Source organism: Actinomadura harenae, assembly GCF_003696215.1.
Lineage (GTDB): Bacteria > Actinomycetota > Actinomycetes > Streptosporangiales > Streptosporangiaceae > Spirillospora > Spirillospora harenae.
In genome coordinates, this window is sequence record NZ_RFFG01000164.1 from 1 (window position 1) to 12,826 (window position 12,826).

Below are 12,826 nucleotides of genomic sequence, written 5' to 3' on the forward strand. Positions count from 1 at the left end.
CGCAGGTACAGCGCGGTCCCGGCCCGGGACCCCATTCCGCTCAGCACGGCCTGGGCGATCGCCGGACGGCGGAACCGGCCGCCCTCGACGAGCCCGCTCCGGCGCAGCAGGTCGTGCGCCAGCCGGACCGCCTCGCGGTCCAGGCCGGTGAGCCCGCAGTGCAGTTCGGCGGGGGTGCCGGGCGGAAGCACCGCGAGGGCCTCGGCCGGGCCGGTCGTGCCGGACCGGTGCAGGCAGGCGAGCACCGCCTGCCGGAAGGCGTCGCCGAAGACCGGGCCGTCGAGGCGTCCGGAGGCGCGGCCGTCCTCGCCCAGCGCGCGGACCAGGCGCGGGTTGCCGCCGGTCGCGCGGCGCGCCTCGTCGGCGAGCGCGCGCGCCGTGGCGCCGTCGTAGTACTCGGTGAGCAGGGCCGTCACCCGTTCGGTGGGCAGCGGTCCCAGCCGCAGTCTCCGGGTCCGGGCGGAGTAGAGCAGTTCGGTGTGCGGGACGCGGCGGGGCCGGTACGGCCCGGGTGAGCCGGGCTGGGGGTACCCGGTCAGCACCAGCACCAGGCCCGCCGCCTCGGGACGCCGCGCGAGGTGCAGCAGGAACTGCAGCGAGGCCGCGTCGGCGTGGTGCACGTCGTCCACGCCGATCACGACCCGGGCGTGCTCGGCCACCCGGAGCAGGATGGCCGCCAACTGGGTGAACACCGATGTCGGGACGGTCGCGGCCGCGCGGTACGGAGCGGCGGGCGAGAACGGGCCCGGCTCGCTCGCCGGCAGCCCGTCCACCCCGGCACCCGCCCGGGGCCCGTCCGGGCCCGCCGCGGGAAACCCCCCCGTTCCGGGGGCCGCGAATCCGCCCGGGCCGGGCGCCGCGAACCCGTCGGGTGCGGCGTCCGGGTCCTCCGCCCAGCCGAGGGCCGGGGGCTCGCCGTCCCAGTCGAACACCAGCGGCCCGCCGTCGGCGTTCAGGGACCGTGCCCGTTCCCCGTCGGTGGTCGCCGGTCCTGCCGCCATCAGGCCCGGCACCGGGATTCCGGACGGCGGGAGTCCGGACGGGCCGACGTCGGAGAGTCCGGACGGGTCGTGTGCGGCGGACTGGGTGGCGACGATGAACGTGCCGTCCCTCAGCAGGCGTTCGGCCCGGGCGACCTGGTCGGCGGTCAGCGCCGGGCGGGAGAAGAGCTGGCCGACGGTGCTGAACGGGATGTCGCGTTCGGTGCTGGCGCCCGCCGCGGTCAGGAACACCGCTCCCGTGCCCGCCATCCGCCGCCCGAGCTGGTGCAGCATGGTCGTCTTGCCCATGCCCGCGGCGCCTTCGATGACCACGATGTCGGCGGCGGGTGGCAGCCCCGTCCGCTCCGTCCCGGCCAGCGCGGACAGTTCGTCGGACAGTTCGTCGGGCAGTCCGGCGACGCCCATGCTGCGTGCTCCCCCCTGTGCGCTGTGTCCAGCCCCGGGTCCGCCCGGCCGGCTCCGCGCCACGCCCGTGAACAGGTCGGCGTTTGGATCGTTGCACCGCACCCGACAACGAGACAAATCACCTTTCGCGCTCGCATCATGGCTTTACGTGATCACAGGGGCCCGACCTGCGCACTTCGCCAACATGCACCCCCCGGTAAACGAAAGTTATTCACCCTGTTCACCTTCCCGCACCCCCCTCCGGACACCCGTCCGCCGACACCGCGCCGCACCCTCCGCCCCCACCCCCGCCACCACCCCCACCGAGCCCCCCACCGAGCCCCCACAGCGACCCCACGGCTCCGCCGCCGAACCGGGTCCGCACGAGGGCCACGCGCCGCCTTGGACCGTTCCTCCCGGGGCCGATGCGCGGCGCGCAACGTTACGTCGGTGTGACTTCACCCGTGATCTACTCCTCGCGTCATCCCACCGGACGGTGATGGGGCGGGCGCGCGCCGCGAGGCGCGGCCACCGACGCACACAGGGGCGAGCATGGAACTGGTCGAGCGAGGCGCCGAGTTGGAGACGCTGAGCACGCTCTACGCCGAGGCGGCCGCCGGACAGGGACAGGCCGTTCTGATCAGCGGGCCGGTCGCGGCCGGCAAGACCGCCCTGGTGCGGGCCTTCGCCGAACACGCCTCCGCCGCGGGCGCGCTGCTGGTCGGCGCGGCGGCGGCCCGGACCGAACGCGGCGACGCCTTCGGCGTGGTGCGCAAACTCCTGGCCGCCCTCCCCGCACCGCGTCCCGGCGAGCACGACCCGAACGCCGGGGCCGCACCGCCGGACCGGCACGTCCTGGACGGCCCGTTCCGGGCGCTGCTCGGCCACACGGCCGACGCACCCGTGGTGATCAGCGTCGACGACGTCCACCACGCCGATCCGGACTCGCTGCGGTTCCTGCTCTACCTGTCCCGGCGGATCACCTCGGCGCCCGTGCTGATGGTGCTCACCGAGAGCACGGGCCCGTGGCCGGCCCACCGCTCGTTCCGCGCCGACCTGCTGAGCCACCCGCACGGACGGCTGGTACGCCTCGGCCCGCTGTCACGCCGCGGACAGACCGAACTGCTGGCCACCTGGTTCGGCGCCTCCGCCGCGCTGCGCCTCACCCCGGCCTGCGACGCCCTGACCGGCGGCAACCCCCTGCTCGTCCACGCCCTGCTGAAGGACAACCCCGCCGTCGACCAGACGCCCGAGCTGGTCGTGGACGCCGCGTTCACCCGGGCGGTGCTGGCCTGCCTGCACCATGGAGGCCCGGCGATCACCCGCGTGGCGCGCGCCCTCGCCGTCCTGGGCGAGCCGGTCTCACCCACGCTGCTCGGCCGCCTGGTGGGGCTGAGCGGGGACCGCGCCGCCGAGGTCGTGACGGCGATGGCCGCGGCGGGCCTGCTCACGGCCGGACGGTTCCGGCATCCGGCGGCGCGCACCGCGGTACTGGACGGCATCGCCCCCAAGGAGCACGCGATGCTGTCCTCGCACGCCGCCCGGCTGCTGCACGAGGACGGCGCCGACGCCTCCGTCGTGGCCGGTCACCTGCTGGCCGCCGGAACCGTCGCGCCCTGGGCCGCGCCCGTCCTGACCGAGGCCGCCGAGGAGGCCCTCACCCGGGGCGAGCCGCACGCGGCGGTCGCGCGGCTGCGGCTCGCGCTGGCGGGCACCGCGGACGAGCGGCACCGCGTCCGGACCGTCAGCATGCTCGCGCGCGCCGCCTGGGAGATCGACCCGGCGTCGGTGACCCGGCTGCTGCCCTCGCTCGTCCAGGCCGCGCGGGACGGGCGGCTGGGCGTGCGCCAGGTGGTCGAACTGCTGCACTACCTGATGTGGCGGGGCATGCCCGCCGAGGCCCGCCAGGTGCTGGAGCGGCTGTCGGCCGAGCCGCGGCCGCCGTGGGAGCACGCGTTGCCGATCGAGGCCGTCCGGCTGCTGATGGGGTGCCTGTACCCGGTGCGCACACGGCGTCCCGAACCCGGCGGCGCCCCCGCGGACTGGCACGACTCCCCCGCCGTGGTCCGGCAGATGCGCGCCGCCGCCGCGCTGGCCGCCGCGCTGACCGGCGCCCCCGCGGGCCTGGACGTCGCCGCGACCGCCGACCAGGTGTTGCAGGAGACCCGGCTCGACGACGCCCCCGGCTGGGTGGTGCCGGCCGCACTGGCGGCGCTGGCCTGCGCGGACGACCCGGCCCCGGCGGCGCGCTGGTGCGACCGGCTGCTGGCGGACACCACCGCGTTCGGCGGGCCGATCGAACGGGCGGTGCTGCTGGGCCTGCGGGCGGTCCTGCACCTGCGGCAGGGCGCGCACGAGGAGGCCGAATGGCACGCCCGCGCCGCGCTGGCGCGGATCGCCCCGGCGGGCTGGGGAGTCGCGATCGGCGTCCCGATCGCCGTGATCGTGCTCGCCGCGACCGCGCAGGGCCGTCACGACGACGCCGCCGCCTACCTGGCCATCGGCGTCCCCGACGTCATGTTCGAGACCCCCGCCGCGCTGCCCTACCTGCTGGCGCGCGCCCGCCTGCGCCTCGCGGCCGGCGACGACGCGGCGGCCCTGCGCGACCTGCGGGCCGGGGAGGCGCTCACCGACGCATGGGGATTCGACTCCCCCGGCCTCGCGCCCTGGCACACCGGGGCCGCACGGGCGCTCGTCGAATCGGGCCGTCCCGACCGGGCGGCCGCGCTGCTGGACGACCAGCTCGTCCGCGTCGCACCCGCGGCCCGGGAACCGGACGACGGGCACGGCGACCGGACCGGTTCCGCACCCACCGAGAACCCCGTCCACATGGGGCACCACGGACGGCACGTGAACCGCGCCCCTCACCCGGTGCTCACCCCCCGTCCCGCCCCTTCCTCCGGGGCCGTGCCCAGGGCGGCGGCCGACGTCGAGCACCCGCAGCCGACCCCGGGCCCGCGCCCGAACCCCGACCTGGAGCTCCCGCTCACCGAGGCCCCGCTCACTGAGGCCCAGAGCCGCGTCGCCGAACAGGCCGCGCTCGGCCGGACCAACCGCCAGATCGCCGCCGACCTCGGCATCACGGTCAGCACCGTGGAGCAGCACCTCACCCGCATCTACCGCAAACTGCGCGTCAGCCGCCGGGCGGACCTGCGGCCGAGCCGACGCGCCACCGCGGATCCCGGCCCCGGCGACGCCCCCTGCGGCAGACCCGGTGGCAGGCCCGGCGGCGGACGCGTGCCGCCGGACCACCGCTGAACCCGCGCCGACGGCGATGTCCCCGCTCCATCCGGTCCCCGCCCCCGCTCCCGGAGGAACGATGATCGAGTTGCGTCACCTGACCAAGCGCTATCGGACCACCACGGCGGTGGACGACCTGACCGCCACCATCGGGCCGGGCGTGGTCACCGCGCTGGTCGGCCCGCACGGCGCGGGCAAGACGACCCTCCTGCGGCTGGTCCTCGGCCTGGTCCCGCCCACCCGGGGCACGGCCACGGTGATGGGCCGCCGCTACGCCGACCTGCCGGACCCGATGCGCCGGGTGGGCGTCCTGCTGGACCCGCCGGGCGCGCACGGCGGGCTGCGCGTCCGCGACCACCTGCTGTGGCTGGCCCGCAGCAACGGCATCCCAGGCCGCCGGGTGGCCGAGGTCTGCGGCCTGACCGGCCTGGAGGGGGCCGGACGGCGGCGGATCCGGACGCTGCCGCCGGGCCTGCTCCTGCGGCTCGGCATCGCCGGGACACTGCTGGGCGACCCCGACACCCTGATCATCGACGGCCCCACGACAGGTTTCGCCCCGGCCGGGGCGACCTGGGCGGGCACGCTGCTGCGCACCCTGGCCGGCGCGGGCCGGACGGTCCTCGTCACCGGCCGCCGGATCGACGAGCTGGACGGCGCCGCCGACCGGTTCCTGGTCCTCAACCGCGGCCGCCTGGTCGCCGACGGCAGCGCCGACGACCTGGTACGGGCGGACGCGGCGGAGTCGGTGCTGGTGCGCTGCGACGATCCCGGCTACCTCGCCCGGCGGCTGACCGCGGCCGGGGCGGGCGTCCGCTTCGCCGACCGCGACGCGCTGCTGGTGACCGGGCTGCGCGGCGCGGACATCCACCGCCTGACGGTGCGCTGCGCCGTCCGGCTGCACGAGCTGACCCCGCAGCACACCACCCTGGAGCAGGCGTACCGCGACCTCGTCGGGTCCCGGGTGGCCCGATGACGCGCACGGTGCGCCCGTTCCTGCGCGCCGTCTGGTCGGAGGGGACGAAGCTGCCCTCGCTGCCCGCCACCCGGCGGGTGCTGCTGGCCGCGGCGCTGCTCGCGGCGGTGCTGCGCGTGCGGCAGCCCGCCGGGGCCATCGCGCCGGACGTCGGCGGCTACGTCCTGCTCCAGGTGCTGACGGCGGCGGCCGGCGCGCTCAGCGTCACCTCCGAGTACGCGACCGGGATGATGCGCCTCAGCATGGTGGCAGTGCCACGGCGGGGCCTGCTGCTGGCCGCCAAGGCGGTGGTCTGCGCGGCGGCCTGCTTCGCGATCGGAGCCGTATCCGGCCCGGCGGGCGGGCTCTACCTGGCGCTCGCCGGGCTGGCCGGGGTCGCGACCGGCTTCCTGGCGCGCAGCGCGACCGCGGCCTGGGTCCTGCTGGTCGGGGCCGCGGTGGGCGACGCGCTCCTGGTACGGCTGCTGCCGGACCGGCCCGCCCGGGCCGCCTCGCGGTTCTCGCCCACCGCGGCGGGAGACCGGTTCCTGGACGGACGGCACGCGCAGAGCATGCCGTCCCCCTGGGCCGGTGCGGGCCTCCTCGCCGCGGTCGCGGTCATCGCCCTGGTGAGCGCCTTCGTGGTGTCCCACCACCGCGAACACTGACCGCCCCCGAAAGGAACGGGCCCGCACGATCGGGCCCGCACGAAACGGACCCGAACCGAACGGGCCCGAACCGAACGGACCTGACCGAACGAACTAGGCGGACGAACCGGGCGGACGAACCGGGCGGCCGGACCCGGGCGGGGGTCAGACCACGCCGACGACCCGGCCCTCCATCCGCGTCGCCACGTCCGCCCACAACTCGGCGCAGTCGCGAGCGAGCTGGGCGACGATCCCGACCCGGTGCGGCGGGACGTTCTTGATGATCTCGTCCCAGTCCTGCTGCTTCATGGTGTGCACGTTGAGCAGCATCAGCAGGTTGCGCCCGGTCTCGCTGAGCCGCAGAGCCGGGTCGCCGCGCAGCCGCTCCACCACCGCCGCCCGCTCGGACGGGGCCGTCCGGCGCTCGGCGGCGGGCCGGACCGCGGGCGCTCGGCGGCGGGCCGCCAGGCTGACGGTCCGGTCCCGTTCGCCGCGCGGCGCGGGCACCGGATCGTCCCCCTGTTTCAGCCGGTTGCGCACGTCCCGGACGGTCTCGGGCGAGATACCGACGGCGCGCGCCACCTGCCGCAGCGAAAGCCCCGGGTCCTTGCGGATCAGCTCGGCGGCCATCCGCCGGCCCTCCACCCCGTTGACCGGACGGGCCCGGCCGTCCTGCCCGATCCGCACGGTGGCGGTGCCGCTGGTACGGCGGCGGATCTCGGCCACCGTGCCCGGCGCGATCCCGGTGGCCGAGGCGATCCTGCGGTCCGACCACTGGGGGTGCGAGGCGATGATCCGCTCCGCGGCGCTCTTGCGGTCGGTCAGCGACAGCGGCAACCCGTGCGCGATGTTGTGCTGGACCGCGACGACGAACGCGTCGGCCACGTCGCCGTCGTAGAACCTGACCGGAATCTCGTCGTCGCCGCGCAGCCGCGCGGCCCTGAGCCGGTGCACCCCGTCGATGACGTTCATCGTGGCCCGGTGCACCAGAATGGGCGGCAGCTCGTCCTGCACCGCCGCCAAGGTCTCCACATGGTCCGGATCGGCTCCGAGAACGCGCGGCGAGTCCCTTGTGGACAACGCCGCTATCTCCACCCGCACCACAGATTCTTCCTCGCCGTTCCCCATGCATTCCTGCCCTGAATTCACTTCAGCTCCCGCGGCAACAATCCATCAAGTCCCCGGCCTACAACAAAAAGCCCCCGGTATCCCCCCTTCCCTCTCGCCGCAATTCACATTATTGCGGACCCTTTTTGAATGGCGAGATTCACCATAACAGCGCACGTCGGGAGCGGATACCCCCTATGTTCCCCAGAGCGGCGCCGGAATCCGGACCGGGTTGTCCAGGGATTCCGGATGCCCCTTTTCCCACCCCAGCGGGGTGAGCGCCGCCCCCCGCCCCGCGTTCCGCGCACCCCCCTCCCCCTCCCCCTAAACCCCATAGGGGGAGGGAACCGCACCCCCCGGCGCCGGCCGAACACTCCGCGTCGCCCCGACACACCCCGACACACCCCGGACGCACTCGGCCACGCCCAGAAAACACCCGGACACGCCATCGGAGCGCCTCCGCCTTTCAGAGGCGCCCCGATGGCGCGCGTTCGCCCAGCCGTCCGGCGGGCCCCCCTAAAGCTCGACGGGCGGCTCCGCACGGAACGCCGTGTGCAGCAGGTCGACGAACTCCCGCCCGTCCGGCAGGGCCACGTCCCCCAAGCGGTTCACCTCGACGCCCGGCGTCCAGGAGTTCATGACCACGGCCCCGGAGAACCCGGCCACATCCGCCGGCGTCACCTCCCGGACGGCCTGCGGCACGCCCAGCCCCTCGAGCCGACGCCGCACGACGCCCATCATCGTCCCGACCAGCATCGCCGCGTCCGGCCAGATCACGGACGCGCCGTCCCAGAACGCCAGGTTCCAGATCGTCCCCTCGGTGAGCCGGCCCCGGCGGTCCACGAACGCGGCGTCGTCGAAGCCCGCGGCGACGGCTTGGCGCAGCCGGTGGGTCTTCGCGATCTCCCCGACGTGCTTGATCGCGGGCAGGTCCCGCTCATGCTCCACCACCGCCAGCGCCAGCGGCCCGTCCGGGCCGTCCGCGGGCGGCCCCGTCCGCACGAGCACCTCCAGGTCGCCGCCCCCGGCGGTGAACTCCCCGGACGGCGAGAACACGGTCGCCGTCAGCGACAGGTCGTCCGGCCCGGCCTCGACGGCGGCGCGCAGCAGCTCCCGGACCCGCGCATCGGGGACGGCCCGCCCGTAAAGCTCCAGCGACGCCGTCCGCAGCCGGTCCAGGTGCAGGTCGAGGCCGCGGATCCGGCCGCCGCGCACCTGCGCCGCGGTGAAGTGCGCGTACCCGGCGAAGGCCAGCGGCGCCAGCTCCCCGGCGGTCGCGGGACGCCCGCCCAGATGGGCGACGAATGCGGTCGTGGCGGTGTTCATCAGTGAGTCACTCCAGCTCGAAGGTCGGACGCCGTCCACCCTGCCCGCCCGCGCGCCGACCTCCCAGCCCTCCACCGTGCCTACGTCCGGCAGTGGCAGGATCGCGCCCCGATCAGTCGCACCGCCCCGATCAGTCGCACCGCCCCGGTCAGTCGCACCACCCCGGCCGGTGGCACCGCCCGGTCGGTCACGCCGCGTCCACCCTCGATAATGATCGGCATGGAGAACCCCTCCGGCGGCGACCTCGGCGCGTTCCTGCGCAGCCGCCGTGCCCGCCTGACACCCCAGGACGTCGGCCTACCCGACACCGGACGGCACCGGCGCGTCCCCGGGCTGCGCCGCGAGGAGCTCGCCCAGCTCGCGGGCGTCTCGGTCGCCTACCTCACCCGCCTGGAGCAGGGCCACGGCCCCAACGTGTCCACCGAGGTCCTGGACGCGCTCGCCCGCGCCCTGCGCCTCACCGCGAACGAGCACGCCCACCTGCGCCGCCTCGCCCGCGGCCGCCGCAACACCACCGGCGCGGCCGCCGAGACGCCCCGCCAACGGGTCCGCGAACCCCTGCGGCAACTGCTCACCGCCATGGACACCGTCCCCGCCTACGTCACCGGACGCTTCCTCGACCTGCTCGCCTGGAACCCGATGGCGACGGCCCTCCTCGGCGACTGGGACCCGCTCCCGCCAGGCGACCGGAACCTCGCACGCCTGGTCTTCCTCAGCGCCGGCCACCGGCGCCTGTTCACCGACTGGGACGCCCTCGCCGCCGACACGGTCGGCGCGCTGAAACTCGACGCGGGCTGCTTCCCCGACCATCCGCGCCTGACCGGACTCGTCGGGGAGCTGTCGGCCGAGAGCGCGGAGTTCCGCGGCCTGTGGGCCCGGCACGACGTCAAGGAGAAGAGCCACGGCACCCGGCGGATCGGCCACCCCGTGGCGGGCGACCTGGTCCTGGCCTTCGAGTCGTTCTGGCTCGCCGACGACTCCGACCAGTGCCTCACGACCTTCCACGCCCCGCCGGACACCCCGGACGCCGACGCCCTCGCCCTGCTCGCGCCCCAGGCCGCCGCCCTGTAGGCAGGGCCGTCCTGTAGCTAGGAGCGTCCTGTGGCCAGGACCGTCCTCAGCGGGACGACGCGGCGCGCGACGACTCCGGGGACGGCGTGCCGTCCGGGGACCTGCGCGGCTGACGCCCCCGGCGCCGGGGCTGCGGGCACGCCGCCGACTCCGGCTCGGGCTCCGGCCAGCCCGGCCTCCGGCCCGACGCGCGGAGCACCGCCTCCCACGCGTCCCCGCGCTCGGCCTCCCGCGCGGTCGCCAGCGGCAGGTGCGGGACGCCCCAGTGCCACGCCGACACCAGCAGCTCCGGGTCCTCGGGCCGGTAGTCCGCGCCGATCGCGCGCGCCAGGTCCCACGCGTGCAGGTGCCATTCCACGCACGCCGCGCCCGCGTGGTCGCCGACGGTGTACTTGGTGCCGCGGTAGACCAGGTGCGTGCGGTCCCACATGTCGGGCATCAGGTCGGCGTACGCGCCCGCCGACACCGTGAACGCGGTGATCCGGCCCTCGCCGGGCTCCGGCGGCAGCACCGCCAGCTCGGCCGCGTTCTGCCGGGCCTGCTGCCGGATCAGGACGGCGGACGCCGCGTCCTGCGCGAACAGCTTCGCCAGGCGGCTGTCCGGCGCGTCCTGAAGGTACTCCAGGTAGCTCTCGGCGACGCACCGCAGGTGACCGGCCAGGTCCATCACCTGCCACTCGGCGCAGGGGGTCGGAGCCGACCAGTCGGGCACCCTCGCCGCCAGGTCGCGGATCGCCCGCAGCCCGTCCTGATAGCACTCCAGGACCCGTTCCCGGTCCGGCGGCGTGCGCTCCACCTGCATCCCCCCGCGTTCGCGAAAGCCCCCCGTGGCTCCGGTGGCCGCCCATTCCGCCCGCTCCGGCCCCGCACCAGCGGAACCCTTCGGCGCTCCCCGAGAGGGGAGGATTTCAAAGTTCGCTCTCCGGTGCCACTCCGCTTCGCTGTGTCGTCGGCTTAGGGCGCGTCAAATGCTCACCTCGACACGTCCCGGCCGGACGCCCGCGGGCGCCTTTCCGTGCCGGACGGCGCGCCCGGCACGGAAAGGACCCGGTGAGCGCTTCAGACGGCGGCGACGCTTCGGCCCGCGCGGTAGCTGAGCCGGTGGGCCTCACGGGCGGTGCGGAGGCGGTCGATCTCGTCGGTCCACGGACGGACCGACCAGCGGGCGCGGGCCTTGCGCTCGGCGATCTCGGCGGCGCGGCGGGCGGTGCCGTCCTGCCCCTCCGAGACGTACACCTTCGCGCCCATCTCGACCCGCTCGGCGGCCAGGGCCGCCTCCAGGGCGGTGGTCAGGGCGCGGTCGAACGCGACGTCCAGCGCCTTGACCTCGTCGGCGGGCCGGTCCTCGGCCTGGGCGGTCCGCAGCGCGGCCTCGGCGGCCGTGGCGTCCGCGAGGCGGTCCCGGTAGGAGCCGGCCAGCCGCCGGTCGTCCTCCATCCGCGCGGCGACGTCCTTGCTGATGCGGCGACCCAGCGGCATGTGGTGCTCCTCGAACCTCGTGCTCGTGCTCAAGCGTCGTATTCCTGCGTCGATCTTCGGGACCGACAGGGGTCAGCGTACGCTCGGGACACGCCCGTTGTGACCCCGGACACCGGGATCGGCGCCTTTACGCAGTAAGGTGATCTCCGTCATCGTCCGTCCCGCGGAGCAGGAGGCACCGTCCATGGTCCGGCAGCCGAGCATCAACGCCCAGAACCGCCCGCCGCTCACCACCGACCGGATCGTCGAGTCCGCCCTCCACATCGTGGACGGCCAGGGCCTCGCCCGCCTCACCATGCGCCGCCTCGGCGACGCCCTGGAGGTCGAGGCCATGGCGATCTACCACCACCTCCCCCGCGGCAAGGAGCAGCTCCTGGACCACCTGGTCGCGCACGTCGGCGCGATGCCCGCCGGGTCCCCCGGCGGCCTGGGCTGGCGCGAGGGCCTCATGGTCTGGGCGCGCGCCTACCGCGCCCGGCTGCTCGACCACGCGGGCGTCCTGCCGCTGCTGGTCACCCACCGCAACCCGGCCGCGCTCGCCGGGACGATCGGCTCGCTGCGCGAGCACCTGCGGCTCGGCGGCGTCGCCGAGGAGGCCGCCGCCGTCGCCGCGCACAGCCTCCTCGGCTTCGTCATCGGCCACGTCGCCCTCGAGGTCCGCGACACGCGCGGCGACGTCCGCTCCGAACCCGGCGAACCGCCCGTGGACTGGAACTCCCGGTTCGGCGCCGGGCTCGAACTCGTCCTCACGGGCGTCAACCCCGGCTGAGCCGTGCCCACCGGCGCGTCAGTCGTCGACGACGAGCATCTCCAGCGTGCGCGGCCCGTGCGCCGGCCCGCCCGACGGCGGCGCCGGCGGCGGGCCGGTGATCCACGTCTGCGGCAGCGTCGCGTCGAGCCGCCGCACCGCCTCCGGGACCGCGCCCACGATCTGGTCGGCGTGCACGACGCACAGATGCCGGTCCGGGACGAGCGTCAGCGCCCGGCGGCCCTGCGCCCGGCCGCCGTCGAGCACGACCGTCCCGGTCTGGGCCACCGCGACCGCGCAGCCGGTGACCGTGCCGTCCACGGCCACCAGCGCCGGGACGTCCAGCACCGGCGAGTCCGCCAGCGCGCGCACACCGTCCAGCTCGGCCAGCCACCCGAACGGCAGGTCGGACGGGACGACGATCCGCTCGGCCTCCCAGCCCCACAGCACGGCCGCGACCGCCGTCGCCAGCTCGTCCCCGCCGACATGCCGGACGGCCACCCCGAGCGCCGCGACGCGCTCGGTGAACAGGGCCACCACGTCCGCGCGGGTCGCGGCGTCCGGACCGGTCAGCCGGGTCAGGTAGCCGCGCGGCACCGGGACGGGCGTCCGGCGCGGCGCGCCGAGCGCCCCGCGCACCCGGCGCAACACCTCGTCCCGAGCGACGTCTCGCACGCCGTCCCGGCCCACGCCCCGCGCACTCTCCCGTGCACTGTTCCGGCCCTCGTCCCGCGCCTCGTCCCGCGCCTCGTTCGGGGTGCCGTCCCGCGCCTCGCCGAGGGCGCCGTCCCGCGGGCTCACCCGTGCCTCCGGCGGGCCGCCTCGCGCCGCCGCCACCAGGCGCGGAAGCTCTCGGCGGGCGGCGCGGCCA

11 protein-coding genes are annotated in these 12,826 nt (G+C 75.9%); 5 read left to right on the forward strand and 6 right to left on the reverse strand.

All coding sequences use genetic code 11. From position 1 onward, the window contains the following. Positions 1-1,406 (reverse strand): AAA family ATPase (locus EBO15_RS40545; RefSeq protein WP_147481880.1); only part of this gene is annotated, 1,406 nt, incomplete at its 3' end. 531 nt (positions 1,407-1,937) lie between these two features. Here EBO15_RS40545 and EBO15_RS40555 point away from each other — a divergent pair. The 3 genes from EBO15_RS40555 (at position 1,938) to EBO15_RS40565 (ending at position 6,245) form a co-directional block, all read left to right on the forward strand. After that, on the forward strand, positions 1,938-4,643 hold the full coding sequence (locus EBO15_RS40555; protein ID WP_122199765.1) for an AAA family ATPase: 2,706 nt from the start codon (positions 1,938-1,940) through the stop codon (positions 4,641-4,643). Between the two features lie 61 nt (positions 4,644-4,704). After that, positions 4,705-5,598, forward strand: a complete 894-nt coding sequence (locus EBO15_RS40560; RefSeq protein WP_122199771.1) for an ABC transporter ATP-binding protein — start codon at positions 4,705-4,707, stop codon at positions 5,596-5,598. Further along, on the forward strand, positions 5,595-6,245 hold the full coding sequence (locus EBO15_RS40565; RefSeq protein ID WP_122199766.1) for a hypothetical protein: 651 nt from the start codon (positions 5,595-5,597) through the stop codon (positions 6,243-6,245). Before EBO15_RS40560 ends, EBO15_RS40565 begins: the two co-directional genes overlap by 4 nt. Before the next feature lie 144 nt (positions 6,246-6,389). Here the strand turns inward: EBO15_RS40565 and EBO15_RS40570 are convergent, their stop codons facing one another. Then, a complete protein-coding gene (locus EBO15_RS40570) occupies positions 6,390-7,238 on the reverse strand; it encodes a helix-turn-helix domain-containing protein (protein ID WP_456047896.1) in 849 nt (282 codons plus the stop codon). A 609-nt stretch (positions 7,239-7,847) separates the two neighbouring features. Further along, the gene (locus EBO15_RS40575; protein WP_122199768.1) at positions 7,848-8,657 is read right to left on the reverse strand and encodes an aminotransferase class IV family protein; all 810 of its coding nucleotides are present in this window, start codon (positions 8,655-8,657) and stop codon (positions 7,848-7,850) included. A gap of 219 nt (positions 8,658-8,876) precedes the next feature. On the opposite strand from EBO15_RS40575, the gene EBO15_RS40580 reads away from it, so the two are divergent. Then, on the forward strand, positions 8,877-9,728 hold the full coding sequence (locus tag EBO15_RS40580; protein ID WP_233616807.1) for a helix-turn-helix domain-containing protein: 852 nt from the start codon (positions 8,877-8,879) through the stop codon (positions 9,726-9,728). Between the two features lie 46 nt (positions 9,729-9,774). On the opposite strand, the gene EBO15_RS40585 is transcribed toward EBO15_RS40580, so the two are convergent. Together EBO15_RS40585 and EBO15_RS40590 are read right to left on the reverse strand one after the other, a co-directional pair. After that, positions 9,775-10,524 (reverse strand): maleylpyruvate isomerase N-terminal domain-containing protein, encoded by a 750-nt coding sequence (locus EBO15_RS40585; protein WP_122199772.1) that lies wholly within the window; start codon positions 10,522-10,524, stop codon positions 9,775-9,777. Positions 10,525-10,787: 263 nt separating this feature from the next. Beyond that, complete coding sequence (locus EBO15_RS40590; protein ID WP_233616808.1) at positions 10,788-11,240, reverse strand: plectin; 453 nt, start codon at positions 11,238-11,240, stop codon at positions 10,788-10,790. A 151-nt stretch (positions 11,241-11,391) separates the two neighbouring features. On the opposite strand from EBO15_RS40590, the gene EBO15_RS40595 reads away from it, so the two are divergent. After that, entirely contained in the window at positions 11,392-11,976 is a 585-nt protein-coding gene (locus EBO15_RS40595) for a TetR/AcrR family transcriptional regulator (RefSeq protein ID WP_122199773.1), read from the forward strand. An 18-nt stretch (positions 11,977-11,994) separates the two neighbouring features. On the opposite strand, the gene EBO15_RS40600 is transcribed toward EBO15_RS40595, so the two are convergent. Then, a partial coding sequence (locus tag EBO15_RS40600; protein WP_325051985.1) for a LutC/YkgG family protein occupies positions 11,995-12,826 on the reverse strand: 832 nt, incomplete at its 5' end.

Excerpts from the sequence above, each read along its gene's own strand:
- EBO15_RS40555 (WP_122199765.1), top strand. The coding sequence starts at position 1,938 with ATGGAACTGGTCGAGCGAGGCGCCGAGTTGGAGACGCTGAGCACGCTC.
- EBO15_RS40560 (WP_122199771.1), top strand. The coding sequence starts at position 4,705 with ATGATCGAGTTGCGTCACCTGACCAAGCGCTATCGGACCACCACGGCG.
- EBO15_RS40565 (WP_122199766.1), top strand. The coding sequence starts at position 5,595 with ATGACGCGCACGGTGCGCCCGTTCCTGCGCGCCGTCTGGTCGGAGGGG.
- EBO15_RS40575 (WP_122199768.1), bottom strand. The coding sequence starts at position 8,657 with ATGAACACCGCCACGACCGCATTCGTCGCCCATCTGGGCGGGCGTCCC.
- EBO15_RS40580 (WP_233616807.1), top strand. The coding sequence starts at position 8,877 with ATGGAGAACCCCTCCGGCGGCGACCTCGGCGCGTTCCTGCGCAGCCGC.
- EBO15_RS40595 (WP_122199773.1), top strand. The coding sequence starts at position 11,392 with ATGGTCCGGCAGCCGAGCATCAACGCCCAGAACCGCCCGCCGCTCACC.